Here is a 19420-nt window from a genome sequence, read left to right on the forward strand (position 1 = left end):
GTGATGAAAAGAAATCACCTTTTTTATTTAGGTTGTCAAAACACAGCCCGTATTAATATGCTGTCTTAATAAGTAAGACGGTCAACAACGGGAAGGAGAGGGAAAAAGATTGAATGAATAATCCGATTATAAACGGAAGCTTTGAAACCGGCACATTAGCGGGGTGGAGTTCGGCAAATACCCAGATTAACAGTTTGTTTGCACATTCAGGGAGATATTCTGCGCAATTTATTGGAGCTCAGCCATATGCTTACCTCAGTCAAATCGTTCCCATTTCAGCCAAGTCAGTGACTCTATTCGTATCACTCGCAACGCTCGGAAATGATCCAAGTCCCCAAGTCACTCTCCAGATCATCTATGTCAGCGCAGCAGGTGAACAAATCAGTTCCATTCAAGAAAATATTACACCCGGAAATTTGCCGAACGTGCTCTTTCACACATGGTCTGAAATCTATAAAACAAGCAGTGTGCCTTCTGGCGCGGCCTCTGCCGTCATTGTATTAAGTAAAGTTTCTTCCGGCACGGTTTTAATAGACGATGTTTCATTGGCGCAAACCGGGGGTGAACCTGGCGTAACAGGAATTACAGGTCCCACTGGAGTGACGGGCCCAACAGGAGTGACCGGCGCAAGAGGAGCGACGGGAGTAACTGGTGCAACCGGGGCAAGAGGAGCGACGGGTGTAACCGGTCCAAACGGAGTAACTGGTCCGACAGGAGTAACTGGAGCAACCGGCTCGACTGGTGTAACAGGAGCGACCGGAACCACGGGCTCAACCGGAGTGACTGGAGTAACGGGAGCAACTGGTTCAACCGGTTCAACCGGAGTGACTGGGGCAACGGGGATAACCGGTGCAACCGGCCCAACCGGAGCGACTGGGGTAACGGGTGTAACTGGGGGAACGGGAACAACCGGCCCAACTGGAGCAACGGGGATAACAGGAGCAACAGGCCCATCCGGAGCAACGGGGATAACCGGCGCGACCGGTATAACAGGTCCAACTGGATCGACAGGAGAAACCGGCCCAACCGGAGTAACAGGGGCGACAGGAGAAACCGGTCCAACCGGAGCAACTGGTTCAACGGGAGTAACTGGAGCAACCGGAGCAACTGGTTCAACAGGAGAAACCGGAGCGACCGGTGTAACAGGGTCAACAGGAATAACCGGTGTAACTGGCTCAACCGGCCCAACAGGGGTAACTGGAGAAGCCGGTCCAACCGGAGAAACTGGTTCAACGGGAGAAACTGGAGCAACAGGCCCAACAGGAACAACCGGTCCAACGGGAGTAACTGGAGCAACAGGCTCGACTGGCATAACGGGAACAACCGGCCCAACTGGTGAAACCGGAGAAACCGGGGCGACGGGAGTAACCGGATCAACAGGAGTAACAGGATTAACCGGTGCAACGGGATCGACAGGCTCGACTGGGGTAACAGGATCAACCGGTGCAACGGGAGAAACTGGTTCAACAGGAGTAACTGGCTCAACCGGTGTAACGGGAGTAACAGGAGCGACCGGAGTAACAGGGGTAACGGGATCGACAGGCCCAACCGGCCCAACAGGGGCAACGGGTGTAACTGGGGGAACGGGACCAACAGGTTCAACCGGAGAAACTGGTGTGACTGGCCCGATCGGGGTCACGGGATCGACAGGAGCAACCGGGGCGACGGGGATAACCGGCTCAACCGGCACTACCGGTGTAACGGGAGTGACTGGGTCAACGGGAGAAACCGGTGCAACCGGAGTAACGGGATCAACAGGAGCAACCGGTCCAACCGGGTCGACAGGTTCAACTGGAGTTACTGGTGCAGCAGGATCAACTGGACCCACGGGAGAGATCGGTCCAACGGGATCGCCAGGCTCAACCGGAGAAACCGGTGCAACGGGAGCGACTGGGGTAACTGGTATAACCGGGGGAACGGGAACAACCGGCCCAACCGGAGCAACGGGGGTAACAGGCGCGACTGGCTCAACAGGGCCAACAGGAGTTACTGGCGCAACCGGATCAACTGGCCCAACCGGAGCAACAGGTGCAACCGGAGAAACCGGCTTGACCGGGGATACCGGAGCTACTGGAGTAACCGGCCCAACAGGGGCAACGGGTGTAACGGGAGCGACCGGAGTAACAGGGGTAACGGGATCTACAGGCTCAACCGGCCCAACCGGCCCAACAGGGGCAATGGGTGTAACTGGAGAAATCGGCGCAACTGGAGAGACCGGTCCAACTGGATCTACAGGTTCAACCGGAGAAACCGGGGCGACGGGAGTAACCGGATCAACAGGAGTAACAGGATCAACCGGTGCAACGGGATCGACAGGATCGACTGGGGTAACAGGATCAACCGGTGCAACGGGAGAAACTGGCCCAACAGGAGTAACTGGCTCAACCGGCCCAACCGGTGTAACGGGAGTAACAGGAGCGACCGGAGTAACAGGGGTAACGGGATCGACCGGCCCAACCGGCCCAACCGGCGCAACAGGGGCAACGGGTGTAACTGGTGTAACGGGCCCAACCGGACCGACAGGAGAAACAGGCGCAACCGGGGGAACAGGTTCAACTGGTTCAACAGGAGCAACAGGAGCAACGGGATCAACCGGTCCAACCGGTCCAACCGGGTCGACAGGTTCAACTGGAGTTACTGGTGCAGCAGGATCAACTGGACCCACGGGAGAGATCGGTCCAACTGGATCGCCAGGCTCAACCGGAGAAACCGGTGCAACGGGAGAAACTGGTTCAACAGGAGTAACTGGCTCAACCGGTGTAACGGGAGTAACAGGAGCGACCGGAGTAACAGGGGTAACGGGATCGACAGGCCCAACCGGCCCAACCGGCCCAACAGGGGCAACGGGTGTAACTGGGGGAACGGGACCAACAGGTTCAACAGGAGAAACTGGAGCGACGGGAGAAACCGGATCGACTGGCGCAACGGGATCAACTGGAGTAACAGGATCAACGGGAGAAACGGGCCCAACAGGAGTAACTGGGGCGACTGGCTCAACCGGCCCAACCGGTCCAACGGGTGTGACTGGAGCAACTGGAGAAACCGGCGCAACGGGAATAACTGGAGAAACCGGAGCAACCGGAGTGACTGGAGCAACAGGAGCCACCGGTGCGACGGGGATAACCGGCTCAACCGGAGTAACAGGTCCAACGGGAGAAACCGGTGCAACTGGAGTAACTGGAGCAACAGGAGTGACTGGTTCAACAGGAGAAACCGGAGCAACTGGTCCAACTGGTGTAACGGGAATAACTGGTGTAACAGGACCAACTGGAGCAACAGGTTCAACAGGAGCAATAGGACCGACTGGAGCAACCGGAGAAACTGGCTCGACCGGGGAAACCGGAGCTACTGGAGTAACCGGCCCGGCAGGAGCCACGGGGGTAACAGGAGCAACCGGCCCAACGGGAGAGACCGGTCCAACCGGAGTAACAGGAGCAACGGGGGTAACAGGCGCGACTGGCTCAACCGGTCCAACAGGAGTTACTGGCGCAACCGGAGAAACTGGCCCAACAGGAGTGACTGGGGCAACGGGAGTGACTGGAGCAGCAGGAGCGACCGGGCCAACGGGAGAGGCCGGTCCAACCGGATCAACAGGCTCAACCGGAATAACAGGGGCAACAGGATCGACCGGAGCAATTGGTTCAACCGGACCGACAGGCTCAACGGGAGCAACCGGCTCCACCGGAGTAACGGGTCTAACTGGTGTAATGGGATCGACAGGAGCGACTGGGGTAACGGGAGCAACCGGCCCCACCGGAGTAACGGGTCTAACTGGTGTAACGGGATCGACAGGAGCGACTGGGGTAACGGGAGCAACCGGCCCCACCGGAGTAACGGGTCTAACTGGTGTAACGGGATCGACAGGAGCGACTGGGGTAACGGGAGTAACCGGCTCAACTGGTGCGACGGGATTAACTGGAGAAACAGGCGCCACAGGATCGACAGGCCCAACCGGCCCAACCGGCGCAACAGGGCCAACAGGTTTAACAGGATCAACAGGAGCAACCGGAACCACGGGCTCAACTGGAGTAACAGGAGCGACAGGAGAAACCGGTGCAACAGGGGCAACGGGGGTAACTGGAGAAATCGGACCAACTGGCTCAACTGGCTCAACTGGCTCAACCGGCGCAACCGGAGTAACGGGTCCAACTGGCGCGACTGGCTCAACCGGCGCAACCGGAGTAACGGGTCCAACTGGCGCGACTGGTTCAACAGGAGAAACCGGTGCAACTGGATCGACTGGCGCAACCGGTCCAACGGGTGTGACTGGAGCAACGGGAGAAACCGGCTCAACTGGCGCAACGGGTGCATCCGGGGCGACCGGCGCAACGGGAATAACTGGAGAAACCGGAGCAACAGGATCGACTGGGGTAACTGGTGTAACCGGAGCAACAGGCTCAACTGGTTCAACGGGAGTGACAGGAGCAACTGGTTCAACGGGAGTGACAGGAGCAACTGGGGCAACGGGGGTAACTGGAGCGACCGGTCCAACCGGATCAACTGGTTCAACGGGAGTAACTGGAGCAACCGGATCAACTGGTTCAATAGGAGAAACCGGAGCGACCGGTGTAACAGGGTCAACAGGAATAACCGGTGTAACTGGCTCAACCGGCCCAACTGGTGAAACAGGAGCGACGGGAGTAACAGGCCCAACAGGTGTAACAGGAGAAACCGGAACCACGGGATCAACCGGAGTAACTGGGACAACGGGAGAAACCGGTGCAACTGGAGTGACTGGAGCAACGGGGATAACAGGAGCAACAGGCGCGACGGGCCCAACCGGTGTGACTGGACCAACAGGGGTTACTGGCTCAACAGGAGAAACCGGCGCAACGGGCTCAACTGGAGTAACTGGGTCAACAGGAATAACAGGAGCAACCGGCTCAACAGGTTCAACCGGAGAAACCGGCCCAACAGGTGTAACAGGAGAAACCGGCCCAACAGGTGTAACAGGAGAAACCGGAACCACGGGATCAACCGGAGTAACTGGGACAACGGGAGAAACCGGTGCAACTGGAGTGACTGGAGCAACGGGGTTAACCGGATCAACAGGCGCGACGGGATCAACCGGAGTAACTGGGACAACAGGAGAAACCGGCGCAACGGGCTCAACTGGAGTAACTGGAGCGACCGGTGTAACTGGGTCAACAGGAATAACCGGACCGACTGGCTCAACTGGCTCAACGGGAGAAACCGGAGCAACAGGGTCAACTGGTGTAACGGGAGTGACTGGTTCAACTGGAGCGACTGGGGTAACTGGTGTAACGGGAGTGACTGGTTCAACTGGAGCGACTGGGGTAACTGGTATAACCGGGGGTACGGGAACAACCGGCCCAACCGGAGCAACGGGGATAACCGGCGCGACCGGAGAAACCGGTGCAACTGGCTCGACCGGGGATACTGGAGCTACTGGAGTAACTGGTGCAACAGGAGTGACTGGTTCAACCGGAGAAACCGGAGCGACCGGTGTAACAGGGTCAACAGGAATAACAGGAGCAACAGGCTCAACAGGTTCAACCGGAGAAACCGGACCAACTGGGGTCACGGGCTCAACTGGAGTAACAGGAGCAACCGGAGAAGCCGGCCCAACAGGTGTAACAGGAGAAACCGGAGCAACGGGCTCAACTGGAGTAACCGGTTCAACGGGTGTGACTGGAGCCACAGGAGTAACGGGATCAACAGGAGCCACTGGAGTGACTGGGGCAACGGGGATAACCGGAGCGACTGGCGCAACAGGAGTAACAGGTTCAACCGGAGAAACGGGTCCAACAGGTGTAACAGGACTAACTGGAGCAACGGGAGTAACAGGCCCAACCGGTCCAACGGGTGTGACTGGAGCAACGGGTGTGACTGGAGCAACGGGTGTAACTGGAGCAACGGGTGTAACTGGAGCAACGGGTGTAACTGGAGCAACGGGTGTAACTGGAGCAACGGGTGTAACTGGAGCAACGGGTGTAACTGGAGCAACGGGTGTAACTGGAGCAACGGGTGTAACTGGAGCAACGGGTGTAACTGGAGCAACGGGTGTAACTGGAGCAACGGGTGTAACTGGAGCAACGGGTGTAACTGGAGCAACGGGTGTAACTGGAGCAACGGGTGTAACTGGAGCAACGGGAGCAACGGGAGCAACCGGAGTAACAGGAGCAACGGGAGTAACGGGAGCAACCGGAGTAACAGGAGCAACTGGAGTAACAGGAGTAACGGGATCAACCGGAGTAACCGGGGTGACTGGCCCAACGGGAGTAACAGGAGCAACCGGAGTAACAGGAGTAACGGGAGCAACGGGAGTAACGGGAGCAACCGGAGTAACAGGAGCAACGGGAGCAACGGGAGTAACCGGGGTGACTGGCCCAACTGGAGTAACGGGCCCAACCGGACCAACCGGCGCCACAGGCAGTACACCAACCTTGCTCTTCACAAGAACCAACGGGCCGCTCACTGTTTATCCGCCGTTAAATACAGAAGTTCCCGTTGCTACGCTGGCAATCCCAGTTAATGCTTTGCAGAATGTAAAGCTGGATTATGCACTCAGTGCCGCGTTAACAACTGCAGCGAATTCAAACTTTGTTTTTGAAGTGAGATTATATAGGGGAGCAGTGCAAATTCATACAAGAACTCTGTCGCGAACCAGTACTCTCGCAGCTACGGATAGTTTTTCGATTGCTGATACAACAGTGGATACTGCGCCGACCGCAGGAACGAACACTTACCAGCTCAGGGTTATTTTCACAACTGCTAATAATTTAACGACAGCAACTGCACTCAATATCGATTTTAACAGCATAAGTTTTCCGACAACCTAATACAACAGCAGACTGATATTTTAAAGATGAAAGACCTGACTTATGCACAGTTAGGTCTTTTTTCTGTAAAATGCTGTGCATGATGCAGTCTTAACGAACATTTGAAAAATTGCCCAATAGAAGTGGGGTTTTGCCACACCTTTTTTCTCTGTGGAAATATTATGAAAATAGAGGTGGTGTAATGAGAAAAGGAGATACTTGGTATAACAGATACGACTCTTGGGATTACGACTGCCGGAATTGTAATGAGTGCTGCTGTCATTTTCAACATAAAAGAAGAAATCAAAGGCGCAGTTATCAAAATCGGGCACATTGCTGTGAAGGATTCTGTTGCGAACCCCCTTGCTGTCATGAAAGATGGTGTCCATGCTGTCATCCAAATCATTTTCACGTAAGAGGATTCACCGGAGCAACAGGACTGACCGGAGCAACAGGACTGACCGGAGCAACAGGACTGACCGGAGCAACAGGGCTGACTGGAGCAACGGGGTTCACTGGAGCAACAGGGCTGACTGGAGCAACGGGGTTCACTGGAGCAACAGGGCTGACCGGAGCAACGGGCTCGACCGGGAATACCGGAGCGACTGGGGTAACCGGTGCCACTGGAGTCACTGGAGATCCCGGCGCCACGGGAGTAACGGGAGCCACCGGGGTAACAGGCTCGACCGGGATCACCGGAGTCACTGGAGTAACGGGATCAACTGGAGTAACCGGAGTAACAGGCGCTACCGGAGTAACAGGAGCCACCGGGGATACTGGAGCCACTGGGATAACAGGCGCTACCGGAGTAACAGGAGCCACCGGGGCTACTGGAGCCACTGGGATAACAGGCGCTACCGGGGTAACCGGAGCGACAGGAGTAACGGGAGCGACAGGAATAACAGGAGCCACCGGGGTAACAGGCGTAACCGGAGCGATTGGAGTAACGGGAGCCACTGGAGTAACCGGGGCTACTGGAGCCACTGGGATAACAGGAGCTACAGGAGTAACGGGAGCAACCGGGGTAACAGGTGCTACAGGAGTAACGGGGGCAACCGGGGTAACAGGCGTAACCGGAGCGATTGGAGTAACGGGAGCCACTGGAGTAACCGGGGCTACTGGAGCAACTGGGATAACAGGCGCTACCGGAGTAACGGGAGCCACCGGGGTAACCGGAGTGACCGGAGTAACTGGGGTAACCGGAGTAACAGGAGCCACCGGGGATACTGGAGCCACTGGGATCACCGGAGCTACCGGGGTAACAGGCGCTACCGGAGTAACAGGAGCGACAGGAATAACAGGTGCAACTGGGATCACCGGAGCGACTGGAGTAACTGGGATCACCGGAGCGACTGGAGTAACTGGGGTAACCGGATCGACCGGAGTAACGGGAGCAACCGGAGCAACCGGGGCTACTGGAGCAACAGGCGCCACCGGGATCACCGGAGTAACCGGAGTAACAGGCGCTACTGGAGCAACAGGCGCCACCGGGATCACCGGAGCAGGCGCGATCATTCCTTACGCTTCTGGTCTTCCAACTGCCGTGACGACCATTGCCGGCGGATTAATCGGAACGGTGAGCCTTGTCGGGTTCGGCAATTCTGTGACGGGCGTCAATGTCGGAGGGGGAGGCGCAATTGATCTTACCGGGGCTGGAGGAACTCTGCTGAACTTTGCTTTTTCTGCTCCGAGAAGCGGAACCATTACATCAATTGCCGCTTATTTCAGTACAACCGCAGCATTGTCGCTTGTCGGCTCGACTGTTACGATAACCGCACAACTATACAGTTCTACTGTGCCGAACAATACGTTCACGCCGATCCCCGGAGCATCCGTCACTTTAGCTCCTCCCCTCACCGGCGTATTGTCAATCGGCAGCATCAGCAACGGAATCACGACAGGGCTGAACATTGCGGTAACTCCTCAAACCCGGCTGTTAATGGTATTCTCTGCCACTGCGACAGGCCTTTCGCTTATTAATACAGTGGCGGGATATGCAAGCGCGGGGGTTACGATTTCTTAAGTGAGAACGGCCAGACTGGTGCGGATCATCTAAGCTAAGCTTGGAGAAGATATCATTTTTTCTTCAAGCTTTTTTGTTTTTACGTCTTTCTGTAAAGGCTGACGGGAATTTCCCGACAGCCGGCAGAAGTATTTACATGCCTTTTGAAGTTAATCAGTATCTTAATGAAGACGTTTTTAGTGAGATCAAATCATCCGTTGTGCCGGGAGTGTGAATCATCATCGAAACAGCGGTGCCCTCATCCGGGGTGCTGGTGATCGTCAATTCGCTTCCGCAAAAATGCTTCAGCCGCCGATTGATATTTTTCAGGCCGACACTGCGATTAACATCAGAAGACAAAATATCTTTCTGTATGTCCGGCATGATGCCGGTTCCATTATCCTCCACTTTGATAAGATACGTGTTTTCGCCTTGTTTTTTCGCTGTCAGCTTTATCCGTCCGCCGCCTCTTTTCTTACTGATCCCGTGATGAACGGCGTTTTCCACCAATGGCTGTATCATTAAAGGCGGAAGGGGGAAGTCAATGTCCTGTTCAATATCAAAAAGGATATCAAGCCGTTTGCCGAAGCGTGTTTTTTCTATAGAAAGATATGACGTAATGATAGAAAGTTCGTTTCTGAATGAGCTGATGTCCGAAGTGTTTTGAAAATCAAAACTCATCCTTAAATAGTTTGTAAATGCAGCAGTGGTTTCCCTTGCTTTTTCAATATCCAAATGGCTGAGCGCGATAATCGTATTTAATACATTGTAAAGAAAATGAGGCTTAATCTGCGACTGAAGAAATGCCATTTCTAAATTTGTGGCTTGGTGAGCCGTATGCTTCATTAAAATTAAATTTTTAATACGCGCGGTGAATTCAGAGTAATGATAAGGCTTTTGTAAAATGTCGTTTGCTCCGGCATGAAACGCCTTGTATTTGTCATGGCTGATAATGGCTGCCGTAACGATAAGAACCGGCAGATCGACCATGCTGAACCTTTCGCGGATGTTTGTGCAGACTTCAAAACCCGTCATGTCAGGCATCATCAAGTCTAATATGACCAAGTCAAGCTTCGAGGAAGAGACAGCTTGAAGCGCCTCTTTTCCGCTTTTTACTGCGATTACGTTATAAGGAACACCTTCCAGCATATCAATTAAAATTTTCAAACTCTCGATATTATCGTCGACAATCAGAATCGTCGGAGCATCGATTTTCTCTGAGTGATAAGGCGTGACCAGCGAAATATCCGGTATTCTCTGTCCGGGCTGTGATTTAGGAAGTTCGGTCTTTGCTTCCGGTAAAGAAACAATTTGAGCGGCGGGTAACGTAAAATGAAAGGCTGATCCTTGCGCCGCCGCTGACTCCGCCCAGATGTCCCCGTTTTGGAGCTTGACGAGCTGTTTCACAATACTTAAACCTAAACCCGTTCCATCTTCTTCCTTCCCTCCCGCTTGCTGAAAAGAATCAAAAATGGTTTCAAGATCAGCCTCAGGAATGCCGCTGCCGGAATCGGTCACGGTTATTTGAATCATTTTGTCATTCAGGTTTTCGGCGGAAAGAATAATGTTCCCCTCGGATGTGTACTTGATTGCATTTTCAATAAGATTGGTTAAGATTTGCCGGAATCGGTTTTCATCTGCAAGCACCAAAGGGAGATCGTCCGGCACATGATTAAGAATCGCGAGTTTTTTATGTTTGGATAAAAGCCGGTAGAAGTTCATCTCACTGCATATGACGGCATGCACATCGACGGGAACCGGACGAATCTGCAGCATCCCCTGCTTCATTTTTTCCAAATCAAGAATATCATTTACGAGATCGGAAAGTCTGTAGCCCATACGGATGATCAGCTGCATATTTTCTTTCTCTTCCTCTATCGTCTTCTTTTTTCTGCCGGCTACAAGGGTTTGGCATATATTAATAATGCTGTTCAGCGGCGTCTTGAATTCGTGTGAAGTTTTGGCGATAAATTCATCTTTCAGTTGGTCCATTTTGACTAATTTCCGTGAGAGGACTTCATTGTCCCGGAAAGCTCCGGCGAATTGCTGCGCCATCAGGAGAACCACCGCCAATAAAGCGATGACTGTCGGCAATGAATAGATCGAATTAAAAGAAAAAGCTGTTTTGCCGCTGTAAGCTGAAATGGTCGTAAGAATCACAAAAGCGCTCATCGAGACGGATGCGAGTGTAAGGTACGTGCTTCCTTTTATTTTTCTTATGGCGGCAATCGTAAAAATATATGTAATATAAAACAGAGTCGTAACGGCCAGCACAGAATGTAAAATGTATGAGAGGTGATCAATGAAACTTCCGGACATAAAATCAGTGATCAAGATGATCCCGGATAAAGCGGTTAAAATGGTGATCGTCGTTTTTGAAACAATTTCTCTGTATGCATAAAAGAGATAAAGAAAAACCGCCATGCTGACAAGCACGGTTGAGATGATACGCAAGGAATTCAGCAATGAAAATGAAATAGACGGAAAGAGGAGAAAGATAATTCTTTCTTTCCCGATCATAAGAATAATGGCTGAAAAAAGCAGACACATCACGGAAAAGAACAATAAATGTTTATCCTTTGTCCGTTGCAGAAAAAAGCCGAGAAAATATAAACCGGTAATGAAAAAAGCCGTAATCATAATGGAATCATTAAAAAAGGAAATTTGATTCTCGCGTATAATTTGTTCTTGAGTCCCAAACGTTATCGGTTTTGCGATCCCCCAGCCGGGAACTTTTCCGAAATTCGAAAAATGCAGGACAAGTTCATTGTCACCCTTGCGAAGCCTGAAAAAGCTGCTGTACGGTTTGTTCTGCGCCTTAAAATCAGCTTTTTCTGAAGGATTGCCGCTCTGTCCGATTACTTTTCCATTAAGATAAAGGCGGTTTGAACTGTAGATATAAGATGTGCTGATCCCCAAAACCTGATTGTCTTCATTTGATCGGATTGTCAGTTTGTACGTTCCGTAATCCACGTCGGCTGTTTTTCCGAACAGCTTCACATTGACAGGGACATCAACGAGTACGGGATTTTTTCCTTTTGCTGAATGAAGCGCCTGCGGTGACAGCATCTGATTTGGATATAGAATCCATTTCCCGTTCAGCTGGACATTTCCATCCTTTTGAAAATCCCAATTTTCCAGATTGATCACGCCCTGTTCCGCTTGAGGGAGGGATGATCCTGAAAAATGATCCATGGCCATAAAAATCATAAAGAAAGCAGCATAGCCGCAAATAATCGTAATCGAAATAAATTTTTCTTTCACATCATTACTCCTTTATCCCATTCAGGGGCATTCTATTATCCTATTTAATGTATAAATATTGTAATCACAAACGTTATAATACAACAAGAGAAAGAAAAAGAATCCAACTATATAGGGCATTGGGCATGGTATAATTGAAATTATTTTCAGATATATCTATATTGACGGGTGGGATGCGGTTTGAAAGCGTTAATTGTGGATGATGAGGAACTGGCATTGCTTCATTTTAATCGTATGCTTGAGCGGACAAACGCCTTTCAATCTATTATAACGTTTCAAGATCCGGCGGAAGTTCTGGAGCATTCGGAACTTTCAGCAGCTGATGCGGTGTTTCTTGACATTGAAATGCCCGGGATAAACGGTATTGAGCTTGCTGAATCGATTCAGGAGGTCAATGAAAATATCCAAGTTATTTTTATCACCGCTTATAATGAATTCGCGATCAAAGCGTTTGAATTGAATGCTGTCGACTATCTATTAAAACCGGTTGACAATGCCCGGCTGCTGACAACTGTTGAGCGGATCCGAATGAATAAAAAACTCAGGTCGGCGGACGGGAATACCGGGACGGATTATGTTATACAATGTTTTGGGAACCTGGACTTTTATCAATCGGTAAATGGTGTCAAAACATACATAACAGTCAAGTGGAGAACATCCAAAGCCCGTGAACTGTATGCATTTTTACTTCTTAATCAAGGGCGCACGGTCAGTAAAGACATGCTGATGGAGATGTTTTGGCCTGCTTATGATATATCAAAAGCAAGCACCCAGCTCTACTCGACAATATATCAGATACGGAAATTAATCGGTCAGCTGCCCTTCAGCCAATCAATAGAAAATACTGATATAGGATACATTCTCCGGCTTTCCGGGGTAAAGATTGATACAGTTGAATGGGAAAAAACATTCAAAGAGGCTCCTCCGCTCAGCGCAGCTGCACTAACCCGGCACATGAACATTGTCATGTCATATCAGAACCATTATCTCATGGAGAATGGCTATCTGTGGGCAGAGCCGGAAAAGGCGCGTCTTGCCCATCTGTGGCTCAGCAAAGCGTACGAACTGATTGGTTTTCTCATCCAAGAGAAGAACAATCATCAAGCGATGGACGTTTGCCTGCAGGTTGAGAAAATAGAGCCCGGTGACGATAAAGTTATACAATACAAACTGCAGTTATTTAATAAACTGGGAAAGGTAGAAGAGGCGATAAAGGAATACGAACGATATAAACAATTAAAAGATAAAATCAATTGACGATTGAATGACCGGACCGGCTGATGCCGGTCTTTTTTTGTGCGCTATTTCTGAAATGATCCCATGTACAGAATTTGTATAGGCCGATTTCATACAATGTAGTTTGGTTCGGATAAGGAGAATCCCATGCTTACCGGCTTGTTCGAACGTAAGTCTATATAAAAGGGGAGGAATAAGACATTGGGAGTGAGGAACTTTTCGTTCAGCCCGAAAAAAAGCAAAAGGCTGAGGGCGGCATTGATTTCATGCTTCACGCTGTTTTTCATCTTCAGCCAAGTTGTCAGCTTTACTCCGATCGCAGCCGCTTCCGGATCACAACATAGCGAGAGCGGGTTCTTTGATTCAGTTGCAGTCAAAGACGGCAGACAGCAGACCGTTGACGGATCAAAAGCCGGTGAACCGGCTTTAACACCGGGAGATAAAGTGACACTGACATACGAATGGTCACTAAAACACAAAGAAGATGCAAGTGACCGGAATATCACTGTAAAGATTCCGGAAAGTTTTACATTAGATAATGATGCCGAAGGTGAGCTGAAATCAGCTGATCGGGTGATCGGTATATATAAAGCTGAAGCAAACAGAAGCACGCTGGAAGTGAAAGTGAACGATGCTGAAGCGGATGCCGGGGATGCCAAAGGCTCCATTACACTGTCGGCGAAGTTTACTCCCGACATAACAGATAAGACGAAAATGGCAAAAGCTCTTTTTCAACTGGATGCCGGCAAGACCCAGCAAGTGTTAATACCTGTGAAGAAAGACGGAACAACGGATTCCGATACAGAAAAAAACACCTCTTCAACACCTGCTGAACCTCAGGATAAGACAGAGAAAAAATCAGCATCTGCAGACGGCGGGGATAAAGCAGAACAGGCAACGAAATCAAAACCTTCTGCTAAACGCAGTCAATCAAAAATGGTGATTACAAGCAAATCTGCCGCTAAAAGCCTTCAATCAGGCGGAAACCGGATTACGCAAAATATTTTAACTGATGTGAAATTGACGGATGAAAAAGGAAAACCATATGACAAAAACAACCGTGCGAATACGAACTCTCCGGCGAATATCACCATCCAATGGGCGATTCCGAATGAGCTGGGGAAAACAATAAACGACGGTGATCGATATGAATTTGACCTGCCTAAAGAATTTATTATGCATAATGACATTACGAACCAGCCATTGACCGACGGCGATAGTACGTACGGAACTTTTTCCATTAATACGAGCGGCCATGTCATCATGACGTTTAACGGCGAGGTAAAAGAAGATTCTAACGTCAAGGGGTCATTGTATGTAAACACCCAATTCAATCAGAAAGAAATAAAAGGATCAACCACACAAAAGATTAAGTTTCCGGTTAACTCTGATACGCCGGACGTAACGGTTTATTTTAAACCGAATGTCAATAAAACCATTGAGAAATCAGGGTCATTGGATAAAGGCATTAATCCCGGAAAGGTAACGTGGACGGTTGACCTTAATAAAAAGGAAGAAGAAGTTAAAAATGCGAAATTGACTGAAAGCCTTCCGGACGAATTGACTTTCCGCTCTGTGAAAGTGTATGAACTTGATGTGAATATTGACGGCTCGGTGAGTCAGGGAAATGAGATAACTTCAGGTTATACCGTTGGCGAAAACGGTAATGTCACCTTCGCCGGGACAATTGATTCAGCCTACCGGCTCATATATGACACGGAAATTAAAGATGAGGCAAAGCCGGGTAAAGGCGGAAACATCACGCTGACAAACAAGGCGGCATTCAGCGGAGACAATGCGGAGCCGATTTCTGCGGAAGCTTCCGTAACAGCGGGTTACGGAAAAATGATAGAAAAATCTTCGACAGGTTATAAAGGAGAAACCCAAACGTTCAGCTGGGCTGTTATGTACAACTACGGTGAGAAAAAGATTGATCAATCCAAAGCCGGCATTAAGGATACGTTCGGATCAGACGATCTGCATCTAGTTCCCGGATCATTGAAAGTCCTTCCGATTACATTCAGCCAGAACGGCAGCGAACAAGAGGGCGCCCCATTAAAAGAGGGTGAGGATTATACGCTGACTGATAACGGGAACGGCTTTGAAATAAAATTCAAGCAAACTGTCACAGGAGCATATAAGATCATTTATCAATCTCAAGTCAACGATGGGGTCATTATTGACAGTCCTGTCAAATACACCAATACAGCAATGACAGATACGGGGGATTCAAAGGAGACTCCGGGAACCGCCATTCAGCAGAATCTGATCAAACATTATTCAAACGCAGACTATGAGAAGAAGACGGTTGATTGGACAATCACAGTTAACAAAAACGGTTACACAATGAAAGACTGGACGCTGGATGATCAATTCACCAGCGGAGGCCTGGCGCTCATTGACGATTCATTTAACATGCAAGACACGACTGAAAACAAAACGCTGAAAGAAGGAACGGATTATACATTAACAAAAAAGCCCGGAAATCAAGGCTTTACAATAGCATTGATCGGGGACTACGCAGAAACAAACAGTCAGTTTAAGATCACGTATAAGACAAAATTCAACGCTGACTTTTCAAACGAAACGATTAAAAATACGGCGGAGTCGACATGGACCGATAAAAACGGCAACAAACGCACAAATAAGGAATCGAGCGACTTCACACCGAACAATCAGACGTCCCATAACGGATTCAAAAACGGCTCATACAACGCCGTTTCAAAAGAAATCACATGGAAAGTCGGCATCAATTACAATGGCGAACCTTCAAAACATCCTTATATAAAAGATACGATCACAGATGGTCAGCAATTTTTGCATGGGTCGGTTGCTGTTAAAACGTATACCATCAGCAAAAACGGCTCCATCACTGAAGGAGAGGCGCTGGATCCTTCAAAATATGAAATAGAAGAGCCGTCAGACGGCAACAAAAATACGTTAACCGTACATCTCAAAACAGATGACGCTGTACCATACCTGATTGAATTTAAAACGTCATTAAAAGGCCAGGTCATTAAACAGAATCAATACACAAACAAAGCAGAGTACTTTAATAATGACCATGCAGACCGAACGCTGACGGGTTCAGTTTCCGTCGCAAACGGAGGAAACCTGATTTCTAAAGGCGGCAAACAGAACGGAAACAATATCGATTGGAACATCAATGTCAATGCCAGCCAATCGACACTGGATGACGTAAAAGTCAAAGACACACCGGATGAGAATCAAATAATAGATGAAGATTCTTTTAAAGTATATCAAGCAAAATATAATGAGAACGGCGTTATGAAAGACAGCAGCGGAAATCTTATTCCGGGTGATGTGCAGCTTGAGAAAGATAAGGACTATAAATTAGATATGAAAACTGACAATGCCACCGGTGAACAATCATTTGTCCTTACCTTTACAGGCGGCTATAAACAAATCGACCGTGCGTATGTCATACAATATCGTTCTCTCATTAATATTTCCGGCAGCAGCGGTCAGGTCAACAACAAAGTGTCGATATCAGGGACGAATGTTGAGGAGCAGACCCAAGAGAACAACAGCTCAGTGTTTGTCGCTATTTCAAGCGGCGGCGGCTCAGGGTCAGGGGAGAAGGGAAGCCTGACGATATCTAAAACAGGATCAGACGGAACATCTCTTTCAGGAGCAGACTTTCAATTATGGTCTAAAGACGGCAAGCAGCTGTTGCGTACGGGCACAACAGACGATGCCGGTAAACTTACGTTTGGGAATATCCGTTACGGAACCTATGTACTGAAAGAAATAAAAGCGCCGGACGGCTACACTATCAGCGATGCTTATGTAAACGGGGTCTCCGTTACGATTGACGGCAAATCCTCCGCAGCAGGAGCACTCTATAAAGTCATAAATCAAAAAAATAAGGTGACGCTTATCAAAAAAGACGAAAACAATAATCCTTTGGCCGGTGCTGTATTTAAGCTTGAGAAAAAATCAAGCGACGGTACCTATACTCTGATAAAAAATAATATTGAAAGCGATAAAAATGGGAAAGTTGAGATCAACGGTTTGCCTGCCGGATACTACCGGCTGATGGAGACGAAAGCCCCATCAGGGTTTATCGTAAACACAAAAGCCATTCACTTCTCAATCGCAAAGAACGAAAAGAATCAAGTACCTGATGTTGAATTGGGATCAATGGTGAATTATAAAGGAAAAGCCGCTTTAACGAAGAAAGATGCAGACGGCGGGAACCTTAAAGGCGCAGTTTTCAAAATCGTCGATAGTGATGGAAAAATAGTTCAGGACGATCTGGTTTCAGATAAGGACGGAAAAGTAGAAACATCCGGCCTTGCCCCGGGTCATTACGCCTTCATCGAAACGAAAGCGCCGGACGGCTATGTGTTAAATACGAAGAAAGTGGAGTTTACCATCTCAGAAACAGCGGAAGGAAAGCCGGAGTCAACTGACGCAGGAACGGCCGTCAACTATAAAGGCTCTGTCCGGCTGACGAAGGAAGATGCGGAAGGCCGAAACCTTGAAGGTGCAGTCTTCAAAATCGTCGACCGTGATGGAAAAACGGTTAAAGACGATCTGATTTCAGATAAAGACGGAAAAGTAGAAACATCCGGTCTTGCCCCGGGTCATTACGCCTTCATCGAAACGAAAGCGCCCGACGGTTATGTGTTAAATACGGAGAAAGTGGAGTTTACCATCTCAGAAACAGCGGAAGGAAAGCCGGAGTCAACTGACGCAGGAACGGCCGTCAACTATAAAGGCTCTGTCCGGCTGACGAAGGAAGATGCGGAAGGCCGAAACCTTGAAGGTGCAGTCTTCAAAATCGTCGACCGTGATGGAAAAACGGTTAAAGACGATCTGGTTTCAGATAAAGACGGAAAAGTAGAAACATCCGGTCTTGCCCCGGGTCATTACGCCTTCATCGAAACGAAAGCGCCTGACGGTTATGTGTTAAATACGGAGAAAAAAGAGTTTACCATCTCAGAAACAGCGGAAGGAAAGCCGAAGCCGTCCGAGAGCGGCACCTTTGTCAACTATAAAGGCTCTGTCCAGCTGGTTAAGAAGGATCAAGACGGAAACGTTTTAGACGGTGCAGTATTTAAAATCATTGACAGTGATGGAAAAACCGTAAGAGACGATCTGATGACAAAAGAAGGCGGTAAAATTGACGCCGGCGGTTTGGCGCCCGGAAACTATCAATTTGTTGAAACAAAAGCGCCGGATGGTTATCTGCTGTCAACAACCCCTGTGCCGTTTACGATTAAGGCTGAGAACAGCGGAAAACCGAATCAGGCTGCCCTGACTGCAGTTAACATCAAGAACAGTGTTGTTCTCACAAAATTGGATCAAGGTGACAAACGGAAAGTCCTGCAAGGTGCGAAGTTTAATCTGACAGATGCAAACGGCAAAGTGCTGAGAGAAGGTCTGACGACAGATGAGCACGGACAGATTGTTGTACGGGGACTGAAAGCAGGCGAATATCAATTTATCGAAACAAAAGCGCCTGAACTTTACAGTTTGGATCAAACGCCAATATCATTCAAGATCACAAATACCGACATAAAACCAGTCGAAATCAGTGCGGAGAATACACTGACGCCGGGTGATGTAACACTGACAAAAGTTGATCATGACGATAAAAATAAGGTGCTGGAAGGTGCTGAATTCAAGATAACGGATTCTGCCGGACATCCGGTAAACACCGGCGGCAGCAAAGAACGGCCGGCGGTATGGAAGACGGATCAAAAGGGCCGGTTTACGGTGAAAGGATTAGCGCCCGGGCAGTATCGATTTATCGAAACAAAAGCGCCTGACGGCTATCAGCTGAACGAAAAACCAATTGAATTCACAATTGAAAAAGGACAGTCAAAAGCTGTTGAGGTCGTCGTTTCTAATAAGAAATTAAAAAACCCCGCACCTGGGAAAGACACACCGAATCATCAAACGAATCAAGGCGGGCATCACCCTGATACCAATGGTAAAACCAATCACCCGAATACAGGCAAAAACCTGCCGAAAACCGGTGATACGGACGGTATGATGCCGGTCACGGCCGGTATTCTGCTGCTATTAGCCGGCGGAGCCGCGGCTGTTGTATCAAGAAAGAAGAAAGCAAGGAATAGATAGACGTTATCGCACCTGATCATGTAAG

The 19420-nt window shown here is 49.4% G+C and carries 5 protein-coding genes and 1 pseudogene; 4 read left to right on the forward strand and 2 right to left on the reverse strand.

Going from position 1 to position 19420, the window contains the following annotated elements; translation table 11 throughout:
- The first annotated feature begins 113 nt into the window (after positions 1-113).
- Together L3V45_RS19490 and L3V45_RS03745 are read left to right on the forward strand one after the other, a co-directional pair.
- The gene (locus tag L3V45_RS19490; protein ID WP_272904917.1) at positions 114-6803 is read left to right on the forward strand and encodes an NTTRR-F1 domain; all 6690 of its coding nucleotides are present in this window, start codon (positions 114-116) and stop codon (positions 6801-6803) included.
- Positions 6804-6984: 181 nt separating this feature from the next.
- Positions 6985-8805 (forward strand): exosporium glycoprotein BclB-related protein, encoded by a 1821-nt coding sequence (locus L3V45_RS03745; protein WP_442863053.1) that lies wholly within the window; start codon positions 6985-6987, stop codon positions 8803-8805.
- A gap of 153 nt (positions 8806-8958) precedes the next feature.
- Here L3V45_RS03745 and L3V45_RS03750 read toward each other — a convergent pair whose 3' ends face one another.
- Both L3V45_RS03750 and L3V45_RS03755 read right to left on the reverse strand, forming a co-directional pair.
- The gene (locus L3V45_RS03750) at positions 8959-10095 is read right to left on the reverse strand and encodes a response regulator (protein WP_257262503.1); all 1137 of its coding nucleotides are present in this window, start codon (positions 10093-10095) and stop codon (positions 8959-8961) included.
- Positions 10096-10110: 15 nt separating this feature from the next.
- Positions 10111-11994: pseudogene (locus tag L3V45_RS03755) on the reverse strand (sensor histidine kinase); the annotation flags it as partial.
- Positions 11995-12228: 234 nt separating this feature from the next.
- On the opposite strand from L3V45_RS03755, the gene L3V45_RS03760 reads away from it, so the two are divergent.
- Both L3V45_RS03760 and L3V45_RS03765 read left to right on the forward strand, forming a co-directional pair.
- Complete coding sequence (locus L3V45_RS03760) at positions 12229-13305, forward strand: response regulator (RefSeq protein WP_236837257.1); 1077 nt, start codon at positions 12229-12231, stop codon at positions 13303-13305.
- Between the two features lie 180 nt (positions 13306-13485).
- The gene (locus L3V45_RS03765; RefSeq protein ID WP_236837258.1) at positions 13486-19395 is read left to right on the forward strand and encodes a SpaA isopeptide-forming pilin-related protein; all 5910 of its coding nucleotides are present in this window, start codon (positions 13486-13488) and stop codon (positions 19393-19395) included.
- Positions 19396-19420: the final 25 nt, after the last annotated feature.

It is taken from the genome of Bacillus sp. R45, from assembly GCF_021729365.1.
Lineage (GTDB): Bacteria > Bacillota > Bacilli > Bacillales > Bacillaceae > Bacillus > Bacillus velezensis.

Excerpts from the sequence above, each read along its gene's own strand:
- L3V45_RS19490 (WP_272904917.1), top strand. The coding sequence starts at position 114 with ATGAATAATCCGATTATAAACGGAAGCTTTGAAACCGGCACATTAGCG.
- L3V45_RS03745 (WP_442863053.1), top strand. The coding sequence starts at position 6,985 with ATGAGAAAAGGAGATACTTGGTATAACAGATACGACTCTTGGGATTAC.